General features: G+C 65.7%; 22 protein-coding genes. 13 read left to right on the plus strand and 9 right to left on the minus strand.

What is annotated here, in order from left to right:
- Positions 1–126 precede the first annotated feature (126 nt).
- The 3 genes from BLV94_RS27720 to BLV94_RS27730 all read left to right on the plus strand — a co-directional run bounded on the left by BLV94_RS27720 (position 127) and on the right by BLV94_RS27730 (position 1759).
- Positions 127–822, plus strand: coding sequence for a TetR/AcrR family transcriptional regulator (locus tag BLV94_RS27720; RefSeq protein ID WP_072942692.1), 696 nt, complete (start codon positions 127–129; stop codon positions 820–822).
- Positions 823–889: 67 nt separating this feature from the next.
- A complete protein-coding gene (locus BLV94_RS27725; protein ID WP_072942690.1) occupies positions 890–1495 on the plus strand; it encodes a YqgE/AlgH family protein in 606 nt (201 codons plus the stop codon).
- 87 nt (positions 1496–1582) lie between these two features.
- Entirely contained in the window at positions 1583–1759 is a 177-nt protein-coding gene (locus BLV94_RS27730) for a hypothetical protein (RefSeq protein WP_174705501.1), read from the plus strand.
- Here BLV94_RS27730 and BLV94_RS27735 read toward each other — a convergent pair.
- Both BLV94_RS27735 and BLV94_RS27740 read right to left on the minus strand, forming a co-directional pair.
- On the minus strand, positions 1747–2529 hold the full coding sequence (locus BLV94_RS27735; protein WP_072942686.1) for a Mut7-C RNAse domain-containing protein: 783 nt from the start codon (positions 2527–2529) through the stop codon (positions 1747–1749). The two genes, BLV94_RS27730 and BLV94_RS27735, sit on opposite strands and share 13 nt — an antisense overlap.
- A gap of 9 nt (positions 2530–2538) precedes the next feature.
- Positions 2539–3843, minus strand: a complete 1305-nt coding sequence (locus tag BLV94_RS27740) for an MFS transporter (protein ID WP_083395683.1) — start codon at positions 3841–3843, stop codon at positions 2539–2541.
- Between the two features lie 68 nt (positions 3844–3911).
- On the opposite strand from BLV94_RS27740, the gene BLV94_RS27745 reads away from it, so the two are divergent.
- Positions 3912–4589, plus strand: a complete 678-nt coding sequence (locus BLV94_RS27745) for a FadR/GntR family transcriptional regulator (protein ID WP_072942684.1) — start codon at positions 3912–3914, stop codon at positions 4587–4589.
- A gap of 32 nt (positions 4590–4621) precedes the next feature.
- On the opposite strand, the gene BLV94_RS27750 is transcribed toward BLV94_RS27745, so the two are convergent.
- Positions 4622–5593 carry a DUF1648 domain-containing protein gene (locus BLV94_RS27750; protein WP_072942683.1) on the minus strand — a complete coding sequence of 324 codons (972 nt, stop codon included), beginning with the start codon at positions 5591–5593 and terminating at the stop codon, positions 4622–4624.
- 21 nt (positions 5594–5614) lie between these two features.
- Positions 5615–6016 (minus strand): SdpI family protein, encoded by a 402-nt coding sequence (locus BLV94_RS27755; RefSeq protein WP_072942681.1) that lies wholly within the window; start codon positions 6014–6016, stop codon positions 5615–5617.
- A 115-nt stretch (positions 6017–6131) separates the two neighbouring features.
- On the opposite strand from BLV94_RS27755, the gene leuS reads away from it, so the two are divergent.
- A complete protein-coding gene (gene leuS, locus BLV94_RS27760; RefSeq protein WP_072942680.1) occupies positions 6132–8996 on the plus strand; it encodes a leucine--tRNA ligase in 2865 nt (954 codons plus the stop codon).
- 114 nt (positions 8997–9110) lie between these two features.
- On the opposite strand, the gene BLV94_RS27765 is transcribed toward leuS, so the two are convergent.
- Positions 9111–9845, minus strand: coding sequence for a haloacid dehalogenase type II (locus BLV94_RS27765; RefSeq protein ID WP_072942678.1), 735 nt, complete (start codon positions 9843–9845; stop codon positions 9111–9113).
- A 132-nt stretch (positions 9846–9977) separates the two neighbouring features.
- Here BLV94_RS27765 and BLV94_RS27770 point away from each other — a divergent pair, with 132 nt between their 5' ends.
- The 6 genes from BLV94_RS27770 (at position 9978) to BLV94_RS27785 (ending at position 16233) form a co-directional block, all read left to right on the plus strand.
- Complete coding sequence (locus tag BLV94_RS27770) at positions 9978–10616, plus strand: GntR family transcriptional regulator (RefSeq protein WP_072942676.1); 639 nt, start codon at positions 9978–9980, stop codon at positions 10614–10616.
- A 95-nt stretch (positions 10617–10711) separates the two neighbouring features.
- Entirely contained in the window at positions 10712–12712 is a 2001-nt protein-coding gene (locus BLV94_RS27775) for an ATP-binding protein (RefSeq protein ID WP_244163669.1), read from the plus strand.
- A 285-nt stretch (positions 12713–12997) separates the two neighbouring features.
- The gene (locus BLV94_RS48845; protein ID WP_143051425.1) at positions 12998–13315 is read left to right on the plus strand and encodes a hypothetical protein; all 318 of its coding nucleotides are present in this window, start codon (positions 12998–13000) and stop codon (positions 13313–13315) included.
- On the plus strand, positions 13308–15095 hold the full coding sequence (locus tag BLV94_RS27780; RefSeq protein WP_072942672.1) for a thiamine pyrophosphate-binding protein: 1788 nt from the start codon (positions 13308–13310) through the stop codon (positions 15093–15095). Before BLV94_RS48845 ends, BLV94_RS27780 begins: the two co-directional genes overlap by 8 nt.
- Before the next feature lie 84 nt (positions 15096–15179).
- Positions 15180–15581, plus strand: coding sequence for an aldo/keto reductase (locus tag BLV94_RS51855; protein ID WP_341866471.1), 402 nt, complete (start codon positions 15180–15182; stop codon positions 15579–15581).
- A complete protein-coding gene (locus tag BLV94_RS27785) occupies positions 15538–16233 on the plus strand; it encodes an aldo/keto reductase (protein WP_341866472.1) in 696 nt (231 codons plus the stop codon). The genes BLV94_RS51855 and BLV94_RS27785 overlap by 44 nt, the downstream gene beginning before the upstream one ends.
- A 99-nt stretch (positions 16234–16332) precedes the next feature.
- Here BLV94_RS27785 and BLV94_RS27790 read toward each other — a convergent pair whose 3' ends face one another.
- The 3 genes from BLV94_RS27790 to BLV94_RS27800 form a co-directional block, all read right to left on the minus strand.
- Positions 16333–17568 carry an NAD(P)/FAD-dependent oxidoreductase gene (locus tag BLV94_RS27790; RefSeq protein ID WP_072942670.1) on the minus strand — a complete coding sequence of 412 codons (1236 nt, stop codon included), beginning with the start codon at positions 17566–17568 and terminating at the stop codon, positions 16333–16335.
- Positions 17565–17888 carry a 2Fe-2S iron-sulfur cluster-binding protein gene (locus tag BLV94_RS27795; protein ID WP_072942668.1) on the minus strand — a complete coding sequence of 108 codons (324 nt, stop codon included), beginning with the start codon at positions 17886–17888 and terminating at the stop codon, positions 17565–17567. The genes BLV94_RS27790 and BLV94_RS27795 overlap by 4 nt, the downstream gene beginning before the upstream one ends.
- An 88-nt stretch (positions 17889–17976) precedes the next feature.
- A complete protein-coding gene (locus tag BLV94_RS27800) occupies positions 17977–19359 on the minus strand; it encodes an NAD(P)/FAD-dependent oxidoreductase (RefSeq protein ID WP_072942666.1) in 1383 nt (460 codons plus the stop codon).
- Between the two features lie 242 nt (positions 19360–19601).
- On the opposite strand from BLV94_RS27800, the gene BLV94_RS27805 reads away from it, so the two are divergent.
- The gene (locus BLV94_RS27805) at positions 19602–20255 is read left to right on the plus strand and encodes a TetR/AcrR family transcriptional regulator (protein ID WP_167372187.1); all 654 of its coding nucleotides are present in this window, start codon (positions 19602–19604) and stop codon (positions 20253–20255) included.
- Here BLV94_RS27805 and BLV94_RS51025 read toward each other — a convergent pair.
- A complete protein-coding gene (locus BLV94_RS51025) occupies positions 20252–20491 on the minus strand; it encodes a hypothetical protein (RefSeq protein ID WP_244163884.1) in 240 nt (79 codons plus the stop codon). The two genes, BLV94_RS27805 and BLV94_RS51025, sit on opposite strands and share 4 nt — an antisense overlap.
- On the opposite strand from BLV94_RS51025, the gene BLV94_RS27810 reads away from it, so the two are divergent.
- The gene (locus tag BLV94_RS27810; RefSeq protein ID WP_244163857.1) at positions 20382–21893 is read left to right on the plus strand and encodes a PucR family transcriptional regulator; all 1512 of its coding nucleotides are present in this window, start codon (positions 20382–20384) and stop codon (positions 21891–21893) included. The two genes, BLV94_RS51025 and BLV94_RS27810, sit on opposite strands and share 110 nt — an antisense overlap.
- The last annotated feature ends 204 nt before the right edge of the window (positions 21894–22097 follow it).

Below are 22097 nucleotides of genomic sequence, written 5' to 3' on the forward strand. Positions count from 1 at the left end.
GAGTCGATTTCGGTGATTCGAGAGCACTGCTCTCTATTATTCGAGAATGCTCCCTCCGGTCCGCAATGTCAAGAGCAGTGCTCTCGTTTGTTGACACTGCTCTCTGAAATTGCGACGCTGGACCCCATGCCAGGAACACCACGCGAGCGCGCCCGCGAGCAGACGTTGCAGGACATCACGAGGATCGGTCGCGAACAGTTGGCCTCGGTCGGGGGTGCGGCCCTGTCGCTGCGGGCCGTCGCGAGGGACCTCGGCGTGGTGTCGTCCGCCGTGTACCGGTACGTCAAGAGCCGCGACGAACTGCTGACGCTGCTCGTCGTCGACGGATACAACGAACTCGGCGACGCCGTGGAGGCCGCAGTGGCGTCCGCGGCCGGACCGCGGGAGCAGTTCCTGGCGCTCGGACGTGCGGTGCGGGAGTGGGCGCTGCGCGAGCCCGCCCGCTACGGATTGCTGTTCGGCAGCCCGGTTCCCGGTTACGACGCGCCCGGGGAGCAGACGACGACTCCGGGAACGCGGGTGATCTACGCGCTCGTCGGGATCTTCGACAACGCGTTCCGGGCGGGCAAGCTCGAGGCGGACGCGGCGGCGCCCATCGACGACCGGCTCGCCACCGACCTCGACCGCGTTCGCGCCGAACTCGGCCTCACCACACCCGATCATCTGCTCGCCCGCGGCGTGCTGGTGTGGTCGGCACTGTTCGGGGCCGTGAACTTCGAGGTGTTCGGGCAGTACGGCGCCGACACGTTCACCACACCGGGCGCACTGTTCGAGCACCACCTCGCCGTACTTGCCGAGACGGCGGGGCTGCCCGCGGCGTAAAGCGGCGAACCGGACGCAGGTCGCGTCCTCCGTCACATCGCGTTCGCCGCGGTGGGATGATGTTCAGGTGGCGCACGCAGAAGAACCCGAAGATCGAACGGCGTCGACGGAACCGGTGGTCCGGCCCGGCAGCCTGTTGGTCTCGTCCACAGATCTCGTCGAACCCGCATTCCGTCGCACCGTGATCTATGTGATCGAGCACAACGAGGCCGGAAGCCTCGGTGTGGTCATCAACCGTCCCAGCGAAACCGCCGTCCACGACGTGCTGCCACAGTGGGCGCCGCTCACCGCGCGCCCGTCCGCGCTGTACGTCGGCGGTCCCGTCAAACGTGACGCCGCACTGTGCCTGGCGACGCTGCGCACCGGCGCGCAGGCCGACGGCCTCCCCGGTCTGCGCCGGGTCCACGGCCGCGTGGTGATGGTCGATCTCGACTCCGACCCCGAGGTCGTCGCCCCGCTGGTGGAGGGTGTCCGGATCTTCGCCGGCTACTCGGGCTGGACATACGGTCAGCTCGACTCGGAACTCCAGCGCGACGACTGGATCGTCATCTCGGCGCTCGCGTCGGACGTCGTCGCCCCCGCCCGGGTCGACGTGTGGGCGCAGGTGCTGCGCAGGCAGCCGCTCCCCCTCGCCCTCCTCGCCACCCACCCGATCGACGTCGAGCGGAACTAGCCGACACACCCCGCGCACGTCCCTGGGCTGTCGGGGACGGGTGGTATCAACAGAGGTGGGGAACGAGAAGTGAGGAGGACAGCACACGTGATCGACACCTGTCACGGAACATTGATCGTGCACACGCTCTACGGAGCCGAATGCACCGACGAGTCGTGCGTCGAGTTGTCCGAGGTCCGGCACGCACTGATCATCGACTGTGACGAATTCGGTGACTGCGGGTGCTCGGCGGAGTTCGCCGAGCAGTTGCGTCACGCCTCCTGAGAATCCACCTCGAGCGTCACCCCGACCTCCGACAATCGCCGGCTCAGCTTCGGGAGATGGCTGCCCGGCCAGTACAGCTGCGCACAGTCCCGGCACCGGCTGAACTGGTGTTCGTTGCGCGCGACCCCCGGCGGCGCCTCGGCGAGCGCGTCGTCGCGGGGAATCGGCGCGAGTAACCCGTTGCATCGCGCGCACCGCGTGAACGGCGTGATCCGCGACCGAAGGTCGAAGCGGTCCAACACTTCCCGCAGCTGCCGGCGTGGGTCCGTTTCGTGCAGGAACGCCCCGTGGGTGACCGCCGACCTCTTGAGCAGTCCCGTGTCCCGGGTCAGGACGATGCGGTGCTCGGCGAGGGAGATGTCCACCAGTTCCGTGTCGTCGAAGTCGTTGCGGTAGCGGGTGTCGAAGCCGAGCAGGCGGAGGTAGCGGGCGAGGCGGCCGAGGTGCACGTCGAGCACGAATGTCGGGTCCCGCAACGGTCGCGGGCGCAGTTGCGTCACCCCGGTCAGGTCGAAACGCTCGAACACGGGATACACCGCGACGCGTTCGCCGCCGCGCAGGAGATACGCGAAATCGACGGACACTTCGTCGACGAGGATCAGATCCACCTCGGTGTGCGGGACGCCCAGCGCCTCGATGCGGTCCTTCACCGACGGTGTGCCGTCGAATCGGTGCTCGAAGGTGCGCTTGCGCTGCACCGGCGGCAGAAAGTCGTTCAGCTCCTCGTAGAAGCGGAACTCGCAGTGGCGAAGCGGTTCGGGCATCGGCATTTCACGTCCTCAGGCCACAGTACTGGCCGCCTCGGCCCGGTCCCCACCCTTCGTGCGGACGCCCAGCACGGCGACGACGCCGCACAGGACGGCGCCGATGATCGCGAGTTCGAGGACGGCCACGTGCATGCCCTGGACGGTGATGGCGATGCCCGCGCAGATGGACGGCACCGCGAGACCGACGTAGCCGACGGTAAAGAACGCGGCGAGCGTCCCGCCCTGGGCATCGGGGGCGTGCTCGGCGGCCGCGGCGCCCACCGCGCGCATCGCACCGGCGAACGAGAGTCCGTGTCCCACACCGACGACGACCGTCACGGCGCACAGAAGGGCGAGGGACGGCGCGAAGTCGACGACGAGCAGACCCACCATGCCGACGCCGACGGCGCCGATGCCCAGCGTTCGGCAGAGCACCGTTCCGAGCCGGTTGGCGACGAGTTGCGCCGACACCGAGCACACCATGACCAGCGCGGCGGCACCGCCGGCGACCACCAGGTTGCTCACGTCGAGCAGGTCGATGATCCACGTCGGGACCACCGACTGGAACAGGCCGACGGCGCCCCACGCCAGCGCCACTCCGAGGGAGGACAGCCAGAACACCCGGCGGAGCGGTGCGGGGACGTGCGGCACCTGGAACAACTGGGTGGGGCGTGACTGTCCGCCGGTGGGTGCGGGGAGCAGCAGCACCAGGATCAGCGCGGGCAGGAGAGCCAGCGTGAACAGCACGTACGGCAAGACCAGGGCGTGCGGAAGGTACTGCGCGACGGCGCCGCCGAAGAGCGGGCCGAGCGCCGCACCGAGGGCGGTGGTGAGGGTGGCGGCGAGACCGGCGCGGCGAAGGTTCCGGGCGGGTTCGTGCTCGATCAGGGCGGCGGAACCGGCGGCCGAGCACGCGCCGACGGCGATCCCCTGGGAGATCCGGCCGAGGAACAGCCAGACGGTCGAATCGGCGAAGGCGAGGAGCACGGCGCCCAGCACGCTGAAGAAGATCGCGGCCAGCAACACGAAGCGGCGTCCGAGCGCGTCCGACAGCGGGCCGAAGAACAGCAGCGAGGGAAGCAGACCGGCGACGTAGACGGCGAAGATCAGCGTCTGGACCAGCGGGGTGAAACCGAATTCGTGGCGGTACAGCGAGTACAGCGCCGTGGGCATGTTGGAGCCGAGGAGCAGGACGACGAGGAGATAGTTCAGACCGTGGAAGTGGCGGCTGGTGGTGCGGGCGGTGGCGGTCGGGAGGGTGCCGGCGCGAGCGGTTGACGTGGACGTGTGGGGTCGCCTCCTCGGGCTGTCCGAATATGTGAAGCTGTCCAAATACATGGGACGTCCTACGTAGTTTAGACGGGCCGGTCGGGACGAGCGAGCCGACGAGGTGTGAGGATGAGTACATGACGGTGGTTCGGCGCGAGTCCGCGTATCAGCAGTCCCTGGACTGGATGCGCGGCAGGATCGCCGAGGGCGACTGGAAGGTGGGCGAGCGCATCCCCACCGAACCCGAGCTGATGACGCTGCTCGGGGTCGGGCGCAACACCGTGCGCGAGGCCATCAAGACCCTGACGTCCACGGGCATCCTCGAGATCCGGCGGGGATCGGGGACGTTCGTGCGGGCACGCACCGACATCGGAGGGCTGCTCGGGCGGCAGGTCGCGGTCGCCGAGATGCTCAACGTCTTCGAGGTCCGGCGGGCCCTCGAGACGGAGGCCGTCCGGCTGGCGTGCGGGCGGCGCACCGACGACGACCTGCGGTCGCTGTCCGCGCTACTCGACGAACGGCAGCGCACCGCCGACGAGGCATCCCGATTCGCGGACGCCGACCTCGCGTTCCACCTCGGGGTCGTGGAGGCCGCGCACAATCCGGTGCTGTCCGACCTGTTCGCCGGGATCCTCGAACCCACCCGCGCCACCTACGACTTCACCGAGGGCGTCCACCCGCCGTCGCTGACCACCGACGACCACCACGCCGTCGTCGACGCGATCGCCGCCCGCGACGAGGACGCCGCCGTCCGCGCCGCCCTCGGCTACCTCGACCGCGTGCTCGACGCGGTGCACCAAGCCTCCCGCCCGTGAGTGGTTAGCGAGTCCCTGCACTCTTTGCGCACTCACGGGCGGCGGAGCCGCCTGTCGGCGAACGCGTTGAGTGCGCCGGCCATCTCCTCGGCCCGCGCGCTGGTGACGGTCAGGCGGTCGCCGCACGCGGTCGTGACGATCACGGCGGGGCCGGTCCTCGTCACGACGCCGTAGTTGCGCCTGCCCTTCACCTTGAGTCCCCAGCCGCCGAAGTCGTCGAACGGTGCGATGACGTCGACGCGGGCGCCCTCGATCTCCTCGATCCCGTACTGCAGCGCGGTCATGCCCATGTTCACCACCCGGATGCCGGTCCGGTCGACGATCACCCGGAATCGGAGCAGGCTCACGATCAGCAGCCCCACCGGAACGAACACGGCGAGCGGCCACCATCCGTCGACGAGCAGGCAGACCGCGAGAGCAGGCGCGACACCGAGCAGCAGGAGCAGCACCAGCGAGCCGACGGTGCCGAACCCGACCGTGTCCGCGACGGTCGCAGGGTCGTCGGCGCGCGGCAACCGTGGGTCGGGAGTACCGGTCGCGGCGACCCGGGGCCGGTAGTCGCGGAGCAGGGCGGCGCCGATCAGGCCGACGACGGCGCCGATCACGACACCGAGGCCGAGCGACCACAGCGGGAGTTCGGTGTCCGCGGGGTCGGTGACGTCGAGTTGGACGTAGAGCAGCAGCACCTGCACCGTGAGGATCAGGCCGACCACGGACAGCCCGACGACGAGCATCGTGCGGCGCATCATCAGCATTGCCTGGGCGAGGGCGGCGATCGCGGAGCATCCGCCGCCGAACAAGACCGTCACCAGGGCGAACGTCCAGGCGCTGGACATCGGGGTGGAGAAGCCGTCCGGCGAGGTGGTGGTCCAGTGCGTCGCGATCTGCGCAGGAAGCCGCGGTTCCCAGACCTTCGTGAGGATCACCCCGGACAGCGCGGCGATCACCGGGAGCAGCAGACCGAAGACTGCGCCTGCGGGGTCGACGACGCGCGAGGAGTTCACCGGAGGGCCGTCGCCTGCCGGTCAGGACGGCTGGCAGGCGCCCTTCAGGGAGCACGCGCCGCAGGAACTGCCGCATCCACCGGTGTCGGCGGCGGGCACCGACGCGGCGGCACGGGCACCGAGCGATCCGCCCGTCGCCGCGGTGAGCGCGGCGGCCACGACGCTGACGAGGACGGCGCCGATTCCGAAGACTCCGCCGATCAGGATTCCGGCGATTCCGCCGATGACGAGGAGCCCGGCCGCGGCAAGCAGGGTGGGCCCCGCGACCTTGTTGGCCAGCGCAAACGTCTGATCGTCCCGCATCGTCTCGGGGGTGCGGACACCCGCCCACCGGTTGCGCGGGAGGCGCTCGGCGAGGCCTGCAACGGCGACACCGGAGACGGCGACGGCGAGCACGAACAGCACGACGGAGGCAATCAACACGTGACCAGGATACGGCGGACCCGGATGCGCAGGTGAGCCCGGGTGGGGTGAGGCTCTACCCTGGTTGTCGGTATCCCCCTGATCCAGAATGTCAGCCAAGTAGATAGCGACCACAGTGACCGAGCACGTGCAGCCCGCCAACCCGTCCGACGCGACCCCGCAGCACCGCTACACCGCGGAGCTCGCCGGCCAGATCGAGCAGCGCTGGCAGGACCGGTGGAGCGAGGAGGGCACGTTCGACGCGCCCAACCCGGTCGGCCCCCTCGCCGGCGACGTGCCCGCGGACAAGTTGTTCGTGCAGGACATGTTCCCGTACCCGTCGGGGACGGGTCTGCACGTGGGCCACCCGCTCGGCTACATCGCCACCGACGTGTTCGCCCGCTATCACCGCATGCAGGGCCACAACGTGCTGCACACCCTCGGCTACGACGCGTTCGGTCTGCCTGCCGAGCAGTACGCGGTGCAGACGGGCACGCACCCGCGGACCACCACCGAGGCCAACATCGGCAACATGAAGCGCCAGCTGCGCCGCCTCGGGCTCGGCCACGACGAGCGCCGCACATTCGCGACCACCGACGTCGACTTCTACCACTGGACGCAGTGGATCTTCCTGCAGATCCACGACGCGTGGTTCGACAAGGAGGCCGGCAAGGCCCGCCGCATCTCCGAGCTCGAGGCCGAGTTCGTGTCGGGGGCGCGCGCCCTGGAAGACGGACGGGACTGGGCGTCGCTGTCCGTGACCGAGAAGGAAGCGGTCCTCGACTCCTACCGCCTCGTGTACCACTCCGATTCGATGGTCAACTGGTGCCCCGGTCTGGGCACGGTGCTGGCCAACGAGGAGGTCACCGCCGACGGTCGCAGCGACCGCGGCAACTTCCCCGTGTTCCGTAAGCACCTGCAGCAGTGGATGATGCGCATCACCGCGTACTCCGACCGTCTGGTGGACGACCTGGACTACCTGGACTGGCCGGAGAAGGTCAAGACCATGCAGCGCAACTGGATCGGGCGCTCGCACGGTGCGCAGGTGCGGTTCCAGGCAGTGGTCGAGCGAAGCGAGGGTGAATCCTCTGCTCACGACATCGAGGTGTTTACGACACGGCCGGACACGCTGTTCGGTGCGACGTACGTGACGCTGGCGCCGGAGCACGAACTGGTCGACGAGATCGTCGCGGCCGCGTGGCCCGAGGGTGTGGATTCGCGCTGGACCGGCGGTGCCGCAACGCCCGCTGAAGCGGTTGCGGCGTACCGGAAGTCGATCGCGGCCAAGTCGGACCTGGAGCGGCAGGAATACAAGGAGAAGACGGGCGTCTTCCTCGGCACGTACGCGCTGAACCCCGTCAACGGGCACAAGTTGCCGGTGTTCATCGCCGACTACGTCCTCACCGGGTACGGCACGGGCGCCATCATGGCCGTGCCGGGCCACGACCACCGCGACTACGAGTTCGCCACCGAGTTCGGTCTCGACATCGTCGAGGTGATCTCCGGCGGCGACCTCTCCAAGGACGCGTACACCGGCGACGGCACGATCGTGAACTCCGACTTCCTGAACGGCATGTCCGTCGCCGACGCGAAGAAGGCCATCACCGAGCGGCTCGAGGCGGACGGCACCGGCAAGGGCACCATCCAGTACAAGTTGCGCGACTGGCTGTTCGCGCGGCAGCGGTACTGGGGCGAGCCGTTCCCGATCGTGTACGACGCCGAAGGCAACGCCCACGCCCTTCCGGAATCGGCTCTGCCCGTGGAGCTCCCGGAGGTCGAGGACTACGCACCCGTGTCGTTCGATCCCGACGACGCGTCCTCGGAGCCCTCTCCCCCGCTGGCGAAGGCCGTCGACTGGGTCAACGTCGAACTCGACCTCGGCGACGGACTGCAGACGTACCGCCGCGACACCAACGTGATGCCGCAGTGGGCGGGCAGCTCGTGGTACCAGCTGCGCTACATCGATCCCACCAACCCGGACGTGTTCTGCGACAAGGAGAACGAGCGGTACTGGACGGGTCCGCGTCCGGAGATCCACGGGCCGAACGACCCCGGCGGCGTCGACCTGTACGTCGGTGGTGTCGAGCACGCGGTGCTGCACCTGCTGTACTCGCGGTTCTGGCACAAGGTGCTGTTCGACCTCGGGTACGTCAGCTCGAGCGAGCCGTACCGCCGCCTGTACAACCAGGGCTACATCCAGGCCTACGCGTACACCGATGCGCGCGGCGTGTACGTGCCCGCCGACGAGGTGGAGGAGAAGGACGGCAAGTTCTTCCACCAGGGCGCCGAGGTCAACCGCGAGTACGGAAAGATGGGCAAGAGCCTCAAGAACTCCGTGTCGCCGGACGACATCTGCGAGGAGTACGGCGCCGACACGCTCCGCGTGTACGAGATGTCGATGGGTCCGCTGGACACGTCCCGTCCGTGGGCGACCAAGGACGTCGTCGGTGCGCAGCGCTTCCTGCAGCGCGCCTGGCGTGTGGTGGTCGACGAGGAGTCCGGCGCCGTGCGCGTCACCGACGACGCCCCGACCGAGGACACGCTGCGCGCGCTGAACAAGGCGATCGCCGGGGTCAGCGAGGACTACACCGCACTGCGCGACAACACGGCCGCGGCCAAGCTGATCGAGTACACCAACCACCTCACCAAGGCGTCCCCGACCGGTGCCCCCCGCTCGGCGGTGGAACCGCTGGTGCTCATGCTCGCACCGCTGGCCCCGCACCTCGCGGAGGAACTGTGGTCGCGGCTCGGCCACGAGAAGTCGCTGGCGCACGGACCCTTCCCGGTCGCCGAGGAGAAGTGGCTCGTCGAAGACACCGTCGAGTACCCGATCCAGGTCAACGGCAAGGTCCGCAGCCGCGTGACCGTCGCCGCCGACGCGCCGCGTGGTGAGATCGAGAAGATCGCGCTCGCCGACGACAAGATCGTCGCACTGCTCGACGGTAAGGATCCGCGCAAGGTCATCGTCGTGCCCGGGAAGATGGTCAACATCGTCCTCTGACGCGTACCGCGGTCCCGCGTACCGCACAGCCGGAAGCCCATCGCCGTCACGGAAGGTCGTGACGGCGATGGGCTTCGGTCGCTGACGGTTGGCCGCGTGGGGCCCCGCGGTGAGTCATTCGTTCCGCCCGGCCTCCTTCGCGACGCGTGCGGCGGCAGCGAATTCCGCCATGGTGGGGAATTCGAGGGCGTAGGTGTACTCGGCGGAGGGTTCGGGGGTGGCGCCCCAGCCCGGGCGGTCGTGGCGGCGGTTGATCCACACCGAGGGCAGACCGTGGCGCTTGGCGGGCACGTGATCGTGAAAGAGGCTCTGCGCCACATGCAGAAGACGCTCGCGGCGAACTTCGAGTTCTTCGAGCGCGCCGTCGAGGGCCTCGAAGTGGTTCGGCGCAGGCTTGTAGGCCTTGACGTCCTCGGCGGTGATGATCTTGTCGAACTCGACTCCCAGGCGTGCGTTGCTGCCGGCGAAGCCCGCACGGTGGACGTTGGACAGGATGATCAGCTTGTAGTCCTTCGTCAGGGAGGCAAGCGCTTCGGCGGAGTCGGGAAACGCCGGCCAGTCGGGGACCGATGCGCCGAGCCTGGCTGCCCATTCGTCGCCGACGTCTTTGCCGAGCGTCTCCCCCGTGCGGCGGAAGGCGTCGGCGAGGATGGCCGAGTACAGCGCGTCGGGGGTGTCGCGTTCGGCCCGGGCCTCGTTGTCCGCGTAGGCGAGGAGCAGTTCCTCGTCGGTCAACGCAAGTCCGACTTCCTTCGCCCAGGGCGCGAGGACAGCGGCGATGCCGGCTTCCCAGTCGATCAGGGTGCCGTAGCAGTCGAAGCTCAAGGCGTCGTAGTCGGCCAGATTCATGGTGGTTCTCCTTGCGGTGTGGTCGCAGTGCCCTGATCAGGCGGTAACTCGGTATTACTGTTATACAGTACAACAGGGAGGGCGGGAGTGGTAGGCGGTATAGCAGATATACTGCGCCCGGAGGAGGACGGTATGAGTCCAGTGCTGCAAACCCAGACCACCCGCGACGCGCTGGTGGCGGAGATCCGTGCCCAGATCCTCGGGGGTGCCCTCGCGCCCGGTACCCCGTTGACCGAGACAGGTCTGGCGGCCATGTTCGACGTCGCTCGCCCCACGGTGCGGTCGGCGCTGCAGGTGCTGACGAGCCGTCACCTCGCCCAGCAGTCCCAGGGTCGGTCGCTGATCGTTCCGGTTCTCGATCACGAGGACGTCCGCGATCTGTACTTCGTGCGGATTCCACTCGAACTCGAAGGCGTCCGGGTCATCGTCGAGAACGGCATCCCGCTCGGTGAGGCCGAGCGGTATCTCGAGGAGATGGAGCAGATGCCGGCCGACGCCAGTTGGGCGGACCGAGTCGAAGTCCACTCGGCGTTCCACGTCGCCATCATCGACGCGGTCGGCAGCAATCGACTGAGCCGAATCTATTCGACACTGCAAGACGAAATGCAGTTGTGCCTGGCGCAGATCCAGAAGTCGTACCCGAATCCCCGAGATCTCGCGACGGAGCACCGAAAACTCCTGGGCGAGTTACGATCCGCCGACCTCGATCGTGCGCAGGGTGAGATGCGCAGACACCTCGAGCGGGCGGTGGAGAACTACGAGAGCACCTGATCGCGTCCCGTTGGCGTGACGGCGATTCCGTAGGTCCGGATGGCGCGGTAGAGAGAGTGCGGGAACAGTCGGCACGGCCGGTTCAGGACCTGCTCGTGGAATTCCTCGGCTCGAAGCGGATGCTGCTCGTTCTCGACAACTGCGAACAGCTGGTGGACGCCGTCGCGAAACTGGTCGAGATCCTCCTGCGCAGCTGCCCGGAACTCCGCATACTCGCCACCAGTCGAGAGGCCCTCGCCATCGGCGGCGAAGCAGTCCTTCGTGTTCCCCCGCTCACCGTCCCCGAGTCCGACCGTCCTTCCTCATCCAGGAGCATGCCCCGATCCGACGCAGTCCGGTTGTTCGTCGAGCGTGCCGCGGCCGCTGTCCCGGGCTTCGAACTCAACGACAGCAATCGAGCGGCCGTCGCCGAAATCTGTCGAAAGCTCGACGGGTTGCCCTTGCCGATCGAACTGGCTGCCGCCCGCCTGCGCGCCATGTCGCCGGAGCAGATTCTTCGACGGCTCACCGATCGCTACGAATTGCTGACCGGTGGCACCCGAAGCGCGCCGACCCGACAGCAGACGCTTCGCTTGTGTATCGACTGGAGTTACGAGCTGTGCACCACGCCCGAGCAGTTGGCTTGGGAAAGGCTAGCGATCTTCGCAGGAAGTTTCGAACTCGATGCGGCAGAGGAAATCTGCGGCTTCGACCTCTCACCATCGGGGGTGGTCGACGTTGTGACCTCTCTGCTCGACAAATCGATCCTCATTCGCGAGGAATCCGGCCCCGTGGTTCGATTTCGGATGCTCGAGACACTTCGAGGCTTTGGCGCGGAGAAAGCACAGGAAAGCGGCCGATACCGCGACCTGCGAGTGCGACACAGAGATTGGTACCGCCGGTTGGCTGAGGATGCCAATACACAGTGGATTGGTGACAGACAGCTGGAATGGTTCCAGCGAATCGAACGTGAGCAACCCAATCTCCGGGAGGCGATGGAATTCTGCGCCTCCGAAGATCCCGTCATCGGCTTGACGATCGCGAGCGCTCTCTTCCAATTCTGGAACTCGAGGTCGCTGTTCAGTGAAGGACGGTATTGGCTCGACCGGATTCTGGATCGCCACAGCGGGCAGCCGACAATCGAACGGGTCGAGGCGCTGTATGCCGATAGCGTGTTGGCGGAAATGCAGGGGGACCTCTCGGTCGCAGCCCGGTTGGTGGCGCAGGCACTCCAGCTCGCCGAGCAGACGCAGGACTCGACGATCGATTCCCTCGCCGCCCATGCGGAGGGGCTTTGCGCACTGTTCAGTGGTGACCTGCCCAAGGCGTGCTCTCGGCTAGAGGCTTCGGTGTCGGCTTTCGTCGATCCGCGCGATCTCTCCCTCCGGCTCGAGGCGTTGATGTCGCTCGGTATCGCTTACGAATGGCGGGGCGATACCGACCTTGCGATTTCCCGCTTCGAAGAGGTCCACGAGATCACCCGATCGCGAGGGGAATCGGTGTTGCAGGCCTATTCGCTGTGGGCTCTGGGCGTTGCCTGGTGGCGGCGGGGCGAACCGCGTCGCGCAACGGAGCAGCTCGAGCGGGGGCTCCGATTGGCACAGGTCGCGAACGACCAGGTCGGGGCTACGACCTGTTTGGAGACACTCGCATGGATTGCGGCGAGCGACGAGGAGCCTCGCCGCGCCGCGGTGTTGATGGGGGCTGCCGAAGTACTCAGCCGTGCGGTAGGCAGTTCCTCCGCATATCTTCCGAACCTCCTCGACTACCACAACGACTGCGAGCGGAGGGCGCGGCAAGCTCTGGGCACAAAAACTTTCGAGGCCGCACGCCATGAGGGGAATGCTCTCGACCTCGATGCCTCGGTTACCTTTGCGCTCAACAGGCAATCCTCCGACCAAGCGGGCAAGATTCCCAAGCCATCTCTTCTCACCAAGCGCGAGCACGAGGTCGCCGAACTCGTGGCGCGGGGGCTGACCAACAAGGCGATCGCTGCCGAGCTCGGCATCTCCCCGCGGACGGTCCAGGGGCACGTCGAGCACATCCTCACCAAACTCGGATTCGCGTCGCGGGTCCAGATCGCGGCGTGGATGGTCGAACAGATCAATGAGATATGAAGGCCTCTCCCCAAATTCCGGAATGGCAACCAGTCTGTGACGTGCCCCAGGCGTCGGCGCCATCAGGTACCGGCACAGTGGTTGGCCGTTTGAGGCTCTGAATTCGGTTCAGACCCAAGCTGAGGCGCACTCGTAACGGCATCGGCCGGGTGGTTCCCATATTCCCAGTGGATCGGAGACCTCTCACTCGCGAATGCAGCGTTGCTGCACAAAAGGCGAAGCAGTGGAGCCGTCATATGCACACTATGGGTCTAACTATCTCAGTTGTCTCGCTGCAGACTGAACATGAACAACGTCACGCGAGGAAGTTCTGAGATTCATGTTCTCTACCAGAAGCAATATTCGTCGCATGAGCGGGCGTCGATCCCGCGGCGTGTGCGTTGCCAGGCCTCGCGGCTGGAGCCCCGCGGGACGGTGGAGCCTCGGCAGAGCAGGCTGCCGGTGTCGATCGCAGAGCTGAGCGACGGGATCATCGCGAAACCTCACGAAGCCTCGAACGCCCCCGAAGGCGATGCCATCGAGATCGCCGAACTCCTCCGGGCGCACCACAACCACACCGATTCCCTTGATTCTGCAGAGCAGGAAAGGACCACCCATGCCTAAGCTGACAGGCGGCCAGGTCGTCGCACAGGTCTTGAAACAGTACGGAGTTCCGTACGTCGCCGGCATCCCCGGCCACGGGATCTGGTCATTGACCGATGCGTTTCTGGAGAAGGGATCCGAGATCCCCTTCATCCAGGTGTTCCACGAGCAGAGCGCCGTGCACCTTGCGGACGGCTTTTATCGGGCGTCCGGCAAGCCGATGGCAGCGGTGACCTCCATTGGTGCGGGCGCCGCGAACACCGTTCTCGGCCTCGCCACCGCGTACAGTGACTCGACGAGCCTGCTCTGTATCACCGGCGGCCCGCCGACCCACATGCGGGGACACGGCTTGCTGCAGGAACTCGACCGCCACACCGACAACGGTTTCCCGCAGGTCACCGACGCGGTATCGAAGCGGAGCTGGGTCGCGACCCGCGTCGAGGAACTGCCGTTCATCATGCACCGGGCGTTCAACACGATGCTGACCGGCCGTCCGGGCCCCGCCCACATCGAGGTTCCGATGGATGTGCAGGCAGAGGCAGCCGAGGTATCCCTGCATGACCTCGCGCGGCGGCTGCCGGTCGGGCTGCAGCAGCCCGACCCCTTGGCGGTCGATCGAGCTGCCCGCGTCCTCGTGGACTCGGCGCGTCCGGTGATCGTTGTCGGCGGCGGCGCGATCACTGCCGATGCCGCTCAGGAAGTCCTGCGGCTCGCCGAAACATGGCAGATCCCCGTGGTGACCACATGGAACGGCAAGGGCGCCTTCCCCGAAGACCACGACCTGTTCGCTGGCAGCGTCGGACAGACCGGCACCATCGTCGGCAACGCCATTGCATCCAAAGCGGATGTGGTGATCTCCGTCGGGTGCCGGTTCACCGACTGGTCGGCATCGAGTTACGCCCAGGGGGTGACCTTCTCCATTCCGCCGGCCAAGCTCATCCACATCGACATCGACCCGCACGAAATCGGTAAGAACTACCCGGCCGAGGTCGGCATCGTCGCCGACGCCAAGCCGACAGTCGATGCCATTACCGCGGCACTGCCTTCCGCCTCGCCGCAGCGTGGCGAGTACCTCGCCGAACTGGGGCGTCTGAAGGAGGAATGGGAGGAACAACTCGCCTCTCGCCGCGACTCGGATCGGTACCCATTCACGTCACAGCGTCCCCTCGGCGGATTACGCAATGTAATGGAGCGAGACGGAATCATCGTCGCCGGCTCCGGCAACACCCAGGGCGCGGTCAAGCAGACCTTCCCGGTCTACCAGCCACGCACGCACCTGACCTCCGGTGGGTTCTCCTCGATGGGTTGGGCGATTCCCGCCGCCATGGGAGCCAAGCTCGCCGCCCCCGACCGTCAGGTCGCGTGTGTCGTCGGTGACGGGGACTTCCTGATGACTGCGCAGGAGATCGGGATCTGCGTCACCCATGACATTCCGGTTGTCTTCGTCGTCCAGGACAACTCCGGGTTCATGTCGATCCGCGGCGGCCAGCGTAAGCAGACCAGTCGGCACATCGGTACCGAATTCAACCGACCGGACGGCACGCCGTACAGCCCCGATTTCAAGGCCCTCGGAACGGCATTCGGGCTCGAGTCGTTCCGCGTCGAGGATCCTTCAGATCTCGAGGCGACCTATCGCAAAGCCTTCGAATCGAAGGCTCCGGCCCTGATCGAGGTGCCCACCGACCGCGACGCGGCCGGACCGTGGGTTCCGGGTTGGTGGGACTTCCCGGTTCCCGCGTATATCGACGACGAACGCCAGGGCGAATACTCGTCCATGCGCGCGAAGGAACAGCACCTGTAGGAGCGTCCACCGCGCGGAGCCGCCGGCGGGGGCGGCTCCGCGCGGCCGGAAGGCGAACAATCCCAGAACCCCGGAAAGCGAACGATGAAGATCACCGATACCAGGCAGCTGGACAGGTCCGGGCTGTCGCTCGGTGTGATGAGTTTCGACGGCGCGCCCATAGGCAATGTTCTCGGGCGCGTCACCGACGACGAGGCACACGAATTGATCTCCTCGGCATGGGATCTGGGGACGAGATACTTTGACAGCGCTCCGTTGTACGGCAACGGGCTGGGCGAATACAGGCTGGGCCATGGTCTGCGTGAGCGTGATCGCGACTCGTATGTGTTGTCCACCAAAGTCGGCAGGGGCATCTCCCCGTCATCCTTGTCCTCGCGACGCGCATCATGCATGGACACCGCGCCGCTCGAGCCGAGCTTCGACTACAGGCTACGGCGGCGTGATGCGCAGTGTCGAACAGAGCTTGCACCGGATGCTGACGGATAGATTCGACATCCTGTTCATCCACGACTGCGACCGCCACACTCATGGTCACGATCAGCCTGAGATATTCCGTCAAGCTCTCTCCTCGGCGTACCCGGCGTTGGAGTCTCTGCGAAGCCAGGGCGTCGTCAAGGCGCTCGGGTTCGCGACCAACGAGGTGGACGTCTGCCACAGCGCGCTCAAGAACACCGACGCGGATTGTTTCTTGCTCTCCGGTCGCTACACCCTCCTCGAGCAGGAGTCGCTCGACGATCTTTTGCCCGCGTGCCAGGAGGCCTGCGTCGGGCTGATTCTCGGAGGGGTCTACAACAGCGGAATCCTCGCAACAGGACCGGTCAAGGGCGCGACATTCAACGATGCACCCGTACCACCAGCGGTGCGGAAGAAGACCGCACGGATTCAAAAGATCTGCTCGGATCACAACGTGCCGCTTCGTGCAGTGGCGCTTCAGTTCGCGATCGCGCACCCTGCAGTGGCGAGTGTGTGTGTCCGCGCGGGAAATCAGCAGGAACAACAGTTCGATGCCGAGTTGTTCGAATACGACATCCCTACCGAGTTGTGGGCAGACTTGCGTGCCGCCGAATTGATTCGTGCGGATGCGCCCACTCCGGGTGACGTTCCTCGAACGACTGGGCACGCCTACTCTCCCACCTGAACGCTGATGGCTGCAGCGGATCAAGCCTGCCGTGAGGATTCTGCGAGACATTGGGGCCGACCACAGCGGTCGGCCCCTGTTCGCGGATGCACCCCGATGTCAGGGAACAGCCACGAGGGCTGCCGCGCCGTCCGCGACTCTGTCCGGTGGGATGGTCATGCGCTGTGACAGAGCCTTCCTCGCGAGCATGTAATCCTGCGGCCTGTTGACGGCGTGGACGGCCAGGAGCCGTCCGTCTCGGTAGTAGAACGCCGAAAACTTCTCGGCCGCAGGTTCACCACGGAGCTCGACGTGGTCGTAGCCCTCCGTGAGACCTGCCATCTGGAGCTTGAGATCGCCTTGGTTTGACCAGAACCAGGGCAGCGCCGAGTGCGTGAACGGCTGCCCTGCAATAGATGCAGCGGCAACCTTGGCCTGGTCGACTGCGTTCTGTACCGATTCGAGCCGGACGAAGCCGGAACCTGTCATCGGATTCGGCCCGACGGTGCAATCTCCTGCGGCGACGACCCGGGAATCGCTCGTCCGGGCGAAGGAGTCGACGACGATGCCGCCGGCGGTCTCCAGTCCGAGGCGTTCGGCCAGCTCGAGGCGGGGTGTCATGCCGACCCCGACGATAACGACGTCCGCCGGCAGCAGACTTCCGTCGGACAAGCGGACACCGGTGGCCTGTCCGTCGTTGCCTTCGATCGCGGTGACGCCGTCCCCCAGCCGGATGTGCGTTCCGCGACGCTGGTGGGCTTCGGTGAGGAAGGCGGACATCTCGGGAGCTACGGTGCGCGAGAGCAGTCGTTCTGCGAGTTCGACCACTGTCACGGTTTTGCCTCGCCCGCGTGCCATGGCCGCGGCCTCGAGTCCCACGAACCCGCCGCCGATGACGACGACGGATGCCCCGTGCTCGAGGTGGCTGATGAGTTGTACCGCGTCGGCGATGGTCCGTAGGTAGCACACGCCTGTGAGGTCGGAGCCCGGGACCGTCAAGCGGCGGGGTCGGCCTCCCACCGCCAACATCAGGTGGTGGAACGACTTCTCCGTACCGTCATGGAGCTGCGCGGTGCCTGCGGCATCGGCAGTCCCGCCATCGAATTCGATGTCGGTGACCCGCTGATTGCACAGGACTTCGACACGTATCTTGTCGTAGTACGCAGGTTTGCGGAACTGAAGGGTTTCGTGATCGGCGGTTCCCGCGAGGAACGCCTTCGACAGCGGTGGCCTCTGGTACGGGAGGTGCGGCTCCGAGCCCACGATGGTGATGTCCGCCGTGTAACCCATCTCCCGCAATGAGAACGCCGCCTGCGCTCCGGCCTGGCCGCCGCCGACGATGAGTGTGCCGGTCATGACTGCTCCGGTGCGATCTCGATGCGGAGGCCGTCGAGGCCGTGGTGGTATTCGATCTGGCAGGCCAGCCGGCTGGTGTTTCTCCGTTCGGCCATCGTGCCGTCGAGCATGTCGTCTTCGAGATCACCGGGCGGACCGACGCGGTCGGCATACTCCGGGTCGATGTAGATGTGGCAGGTTGCGCACGCTCCTGCGCCGCCGCACTCGGCGACGATCCCCGGCACACCGTCCTGAACGGCGATTTCCATCACCGACGTTCCGGGCTCGGCCTCGAGCGTGTGGGCTTCGCCCTGTGGAGTGACGAATTGAATAGTGGACATCTGAATCCTCCTTGCGCGCACTGGCCCGGCACGAGAACGAACAGTGTTGGTACAGAATCGTTCCGGTTCTGCCGAGTTCAGTTGGAAACTAGAAAGTGGCGGCCGCCGCGGTGGAATCGGTGGACCGGACCTCGGTGGGGTAACGGCCTGGATCCGCGCCACCTGTGGTGCGTTCGCTGTCGATCCAGTCTTCGACCCTGAGCTGGATTGCTTCGGTCCGCAGAACCTCCGGGTCGATGTAGAACGCTGCCATTCCGGCGGCGAGGGCCACTTCAGGGTCGACGGTCGCCAATTCCTCTACTGCGGCGGCGTAGGCGCACTCCTCGGGTGAGGGCGGGGTGAAGTTTGTGCATTCGGAGCCTTCGAACATCGAGTCGACTGCCGCGGACATCGAGAACGCGGCGTCGATTACTCTCGCCAGATCGCCTTGTACGTCGTGTGCCAGAGCGTCGAGCGACGATCTCGTGTCGAGCGCGGCTTTGAGGAGACGTCCCCCGGATGCCGCCAGGGTCATGCCCTGACCGTAGATGGGATTGAACGATGCGGACGCGTCACCGACGACGAGCAGCCTGTCCGGAAGGGACTCGTCCTCCCAGCGCCGCCGCAGGTTGCCATCCTGGTGGTAGGTATTGATATCACTTACGGGAACAGATCGACGCGCGATCTCGCCGAGCAACGGCGAGCGGGCATCGTCGAGGAAATCGAGGAAGCCTTCTCTTTCTCGCGGCGGGTAGTCCCGCATCATCCCGATCGCGCTCAGGGAATGAACCCCGTTGTCGGCCGGCAAAAGCACACCGCCCCGGTGGTGCCCGGGCGCGGGATGCACTACGAGACCGAGAGCGCCGTCGAGAACTCCTTCCGGGATGCGAACGAACTGCGTCGCGTAACCCATGTAGGCGTTCGCGCGGACTTCGGTGGGTGCGCCGAAGCCGAGGTCTTGCAACCATGCCGGGGACTTGGTGCGTCTGCCCGAGGCGTCGACGACGAAGTCTGCTTCGATCTCGGATCCATCCCGGAGGCGAGTGCCGAGGACGCGCGAACGATCATCCGACAACAGGAATCCGCGCGCAGACCCGTGCCGAATGCTGACGTTGCCGAGTGCCAGGACACGCTCTCGAATGACCAGCTCGAAAAGTGGGCGGCGGAATGCGACGGCATTCGCGCTGTCTACCCGCACCTTCCAACCGGATTCGGACATCATCGGCACTGTGGCGAGTTGATCGAACTCGAGGCACCCGCGTTCGACGAAGTTTTGTCGAATGCCGGGAAGCACTTCTTCCATGCGTTCGAGGCCGAGCGGGAGGATCACGTGAACTTGATTTCCTTGGGGAACACCTGCTCGGGGCTCGGGGCTGCCCGAAAGTTGATCGCGCTCGACCACGGTGACGCGCTCGAAACGGTCGCTTGCGGCGGCGGCGGCCATCAGGCCTGCGACGCTTCCGCCGATCACGACGAGGTGACCATGTGTCATGTCAGTACTCCAATGGTGAGTAGGAATCCGGTGCGATGACGGCGCTGAGCGAGTGGGCGGCTCCGACTGCGGGAGCCGTCTGCACTTCACATCCGTGTACATATGTACATGTACATTTGTACATTATGGGTGTACGTTTGTACACGTGTCAATCGTGTGGATCCAGGGCGAGCCTGGTGGACCTGGAACCGAGCGACGTCCCCAGGCATCGAGGAGTGGTGACGATGAGGAAGGAACCGCGTGTGACGACGCGCCCAGCAGTGAGCAAGCAAGGACAACGCGACCCGGGTCGGCGCGATCGACTGGTTGATGTTGCCGTCGAGGTGATCGCCGAGCGCGGAGTCGCAGGTGCCACGCACCGTGCAGTTGCCGAAGCTGCGGGCGTGCCCCTCGGATCGACAACCTACTACTTCAAATCTCTGGAAGATCTTCACGCCGAAGCGATCACGCGACATGCCGCGAACATTTTCGGCGTCTTCCAGGCTCGGCTCGAGGGCGTCAGAAATCGCGAACAGTTGCTCGACTCTCTCGTCGATCTCGTCATCGAGGATCTGACCGGAGACAAGCGAGGGCTCGTCGTGACGATCGAGCTGTACGCCCTCGCAACCCGCAAGGCAGCGTTCTTCGACATCGCGGACGACTGGGTCCGAGTCACGCAAGCGCTCTTCGAGCTCCATATGGACGAGGAAGCCGCGCAGGCGGTGAATGCGCTGATCGAGGGCATCGTGATACACAGCGCTCTCTCATCCACACACATCACGAGCCAGCACCTTCGCCGGCAACTGGAGCAACTGGTCCCGAATGCCTCATTTTCACCCAGTCGCGCAACGGTTCCAAGCACGCCCGTGTCAGAACAGCTGGTGGCCGCACGCGCCGCGGCACAAGGCCAAGGCTAGAAAATGACGTCATCCACGATCGCACACCATGCATTTGCCGATTCATCCGCGCGCCGGTCCAGAATGAGCGAGAAGCCGCTGACAATCGAATCGGCGCTGAAACTCGAGGTCTTCAGGCGGATACCGTTGACGATATTCGCCGGCGAAACCAACCTGTCGCGATCGATACGATGGGTGCACCCGGTCGAGGTACCTGATATCGCGCGCTTCCTTACCGGTGGAGAAATGTTGCTCACCGCCGGCCTCGGCATCGCCCGAGACCCGGAGCAGCAACGGCGTTTCATCCGCGAGATCTCCGACGCAGGCGCCTCCGTTCTCATTCTCGAACTGAGCGGCCGCGCCTACAGTGACATGCCCGACGCTCTCGTCGACGAGGCTGTATCGAGGAACTTCCCCTTGGTGGGTCTGCGAGGCGAGCTTCCATTCGTGGAGGTGTCGGCGCAGGTTCACGAATCGCTGGTCGATGAACGCGTGCTAGAACTCACCACATATGAACGACTGAACGATGTGTTCATGCAGTCGCTGCTCGAAGGTCGCGACCACGTCTCGTTTGCCGAGAAGCTAGCCGCCGAGGTAGATCATCCTGTGGTCCTGGAAGACACCCTTCACCAGGTCGTCGCATACTCCGGCGCCACCGCGAAAGCCGATGTCACACTGACTGATTGGGAACGACACTCGCGAGTCCTCCACGATACTGCGACGAACGCACACGGTGCCGCGCACGCGGCGGGGGAGCCATCCGAATGCACGCGACGGGCGGTCATCCTGCGTGGCGAACGGTGGGGATGGTTGCACATACTCCACGGCACCGAACCGCTCGACCGGGCTGACCTCTACGCTCTCGATCGTGCGGCGGATGCGGTCGCCATCACTCTCCTGGGTGCCCGCGAGAGCGGCGCGAAGGCGGCTCAGCGACAGAATGCCCTGGTCAATCGGCTGCTCCTGGGCGACATCTCGGGCGAAGCTTTCGTCACCCGTGCCCTCCGAATCGGCCGCGATCTGCGAGAACGATCACTGGTCGTGGTCTTCGTCAGCAAACGGTCGTCGATCGCCTCGCCGCTCGACGAGGCATTGGAGGAGTTGTGCCGCACACTGCACGTCCCCTCCGTGGTCGCCGACATCGGCGATCACACACTGGCAATCATCGGCCTGTCGCGTCAGTGCCCCGAAGAAACCTTGGTGGAGAAGCTGTCCACGCTCCGGGTGCGAGCGGGCGTCAGTAGGCAGGTGGCGGCAAGTCAGGTCCCGCAAGCGGTGGAACAGGCGCGCAGCGCAGCCTCCGTCGCGGCTGCGCGAAACGACGAACGAGTGCTGCGGTTCGACGAACTCGGCGTGCTTCGGCTCCTGGTTTCCCTGGCCCAGGGCCCAGAACTGGCCCGCTACGTTGAGGACGAACTCGGTCCCGTCCTCAAGCACGACGCGAATTCCGCCAGTCCGTTGCTCCCGACTCTACGTGCGTTCCTGACGTACGACGGGAACAAGACCCATGCGGCCGAAGCGCTGTTCGTGCAGCGACGCACGATGTACTACCGAATCGATCGACTGAACCAGTTGCTGAAAAGAAAACTCGACGACCCCGACGTACGTCAGGCACTGATCTTTGCGGTCCGCGGGCACGATCTCATGCACAAGTGCTGAATTGAACGAATTGCGCAACTTCTGGGCGAGAAATGCACACGCTAGGTAGCGCGGGAAGGGCGGGCCGGCCGTAAAGTGAGAATGCGCGATCGGTAGCGCTCCGTATCCTCGGGCCGTCCTCGGCAGACCGATCACGATCGGTGCAGAACCCGAACTTCTGCCTCCCACTCGAATCCCCATAATGGATGGACAACAACTGTGTCT

The organism is Rhodococcus koreensis (genome assembly GCF_900105905.1).
Classification (GTDB): Bacteria; Actinomycetota; Actinomycetes; order Mycobacteriales; family Mycobacteriaceae; genus Rhodococcus_F; species Rhodococcus_F koreensis.

What these genes read in the sequence shown, in the direction of transcription:
- BLV94_RS27780 (WP_072942672.1), top strand. Translation starts at nt 13,308, where the DNA reads ATGCCTAAGCTGACAGGCGGCCAGGTCGTCGCACAGGTCTTGAAACAG.
- BLV94_RS51855 (WP_341866471.1), top strand. Translation starts at nt 15,180, where the DNA reads ATGAAGATCACCGATACCAGGCAGCTGGACAGGTCCGGGCTGTCGCTC.
- BLV94_RS27735 (WP_072942686.1), bottom strand. Translation starts at nt 2,529, where the DNA reads ATGCCGATGCCCGAACCGCTTCGCCACTGCGAGTTCCGCTTCTACGAG.
- BLV94_RS27790 (WP_072942670.1), bottom strand. Translation starts at nt 17,568, where the DNA reads ATGACCGGCACACTCATCGTCGGCGGCGGCCAGGCCGGAGCGCAGGCG.
- BLV94_RS27745 (WP_072942684.1), top strand. Translation starts at nt 3,912, where the DNA reads ATGACGGTGGTTCGGCGCGAGTCCGCGTATCAGCAGTCCCTGGACTGG.
- BLV94_RS27720 (WP_072942692.1), top strand. Translation starts at nt 127, where the DNA reads ATGCCAGGAACACCACGCGAGCGCGCCCGCGAGCAGACGTTGCAGGAC.
- BLV94_RS27795 (WP_072942668.1), bottom strand. Translation starts at nt 17,888, where the DNA reads ATGTCCACTATTCAATTCGTCACTCCACAGGGCGAAGCCCACACGCTC.
- BLV94_RS48845 (WP_143051425.1), top strand. Translation starts at nt 12,998, where the DNA reads ATGAACAACGTCACGCGAGGAAGTTCTGAGATTCATGTTCTCTACCAG.
- BLV94_RS27785 (WP_341866472.1), top strand. Translation starts at nt 15,538, where the DNA reads ATGCGCAGTGTCGAACAGAGCTTGCACCGGATGCTGACGGATAGATTC.
- BLV94_RS27770 (WP_072942676.1), top strand. Translation starts at nt 9,978, where the DNA reads ATGAGTCCAGTGCTGCAAACCCAGACCACCCGCGACGCGCTGGTGGCG.
- BLV94_RS27800 (WP_072942666.1), bottom strand. Translation starts at nt 19,359, where the DNA reads ATGACACATGGTCACCTCGTCGTGATCGGCGGAAGCGTCGCAGGCCTG.
- BLV94_RS27740 (WP_083395683.1), bottom strand. Translation starts at nt 3,843, where the DNA reads ATGTATTTGGACAGCTTCACATATTCGGACAGCCCGAGGAGGCGACCC.
- BLV94_RS27765 (WP_072942678.1), bottom strand. Translation starts at nt 9,845, where the DNA reads ATGAATCTGGCCGACTACGACGCCTTGAGCTTCGACTGCTACGGCACC.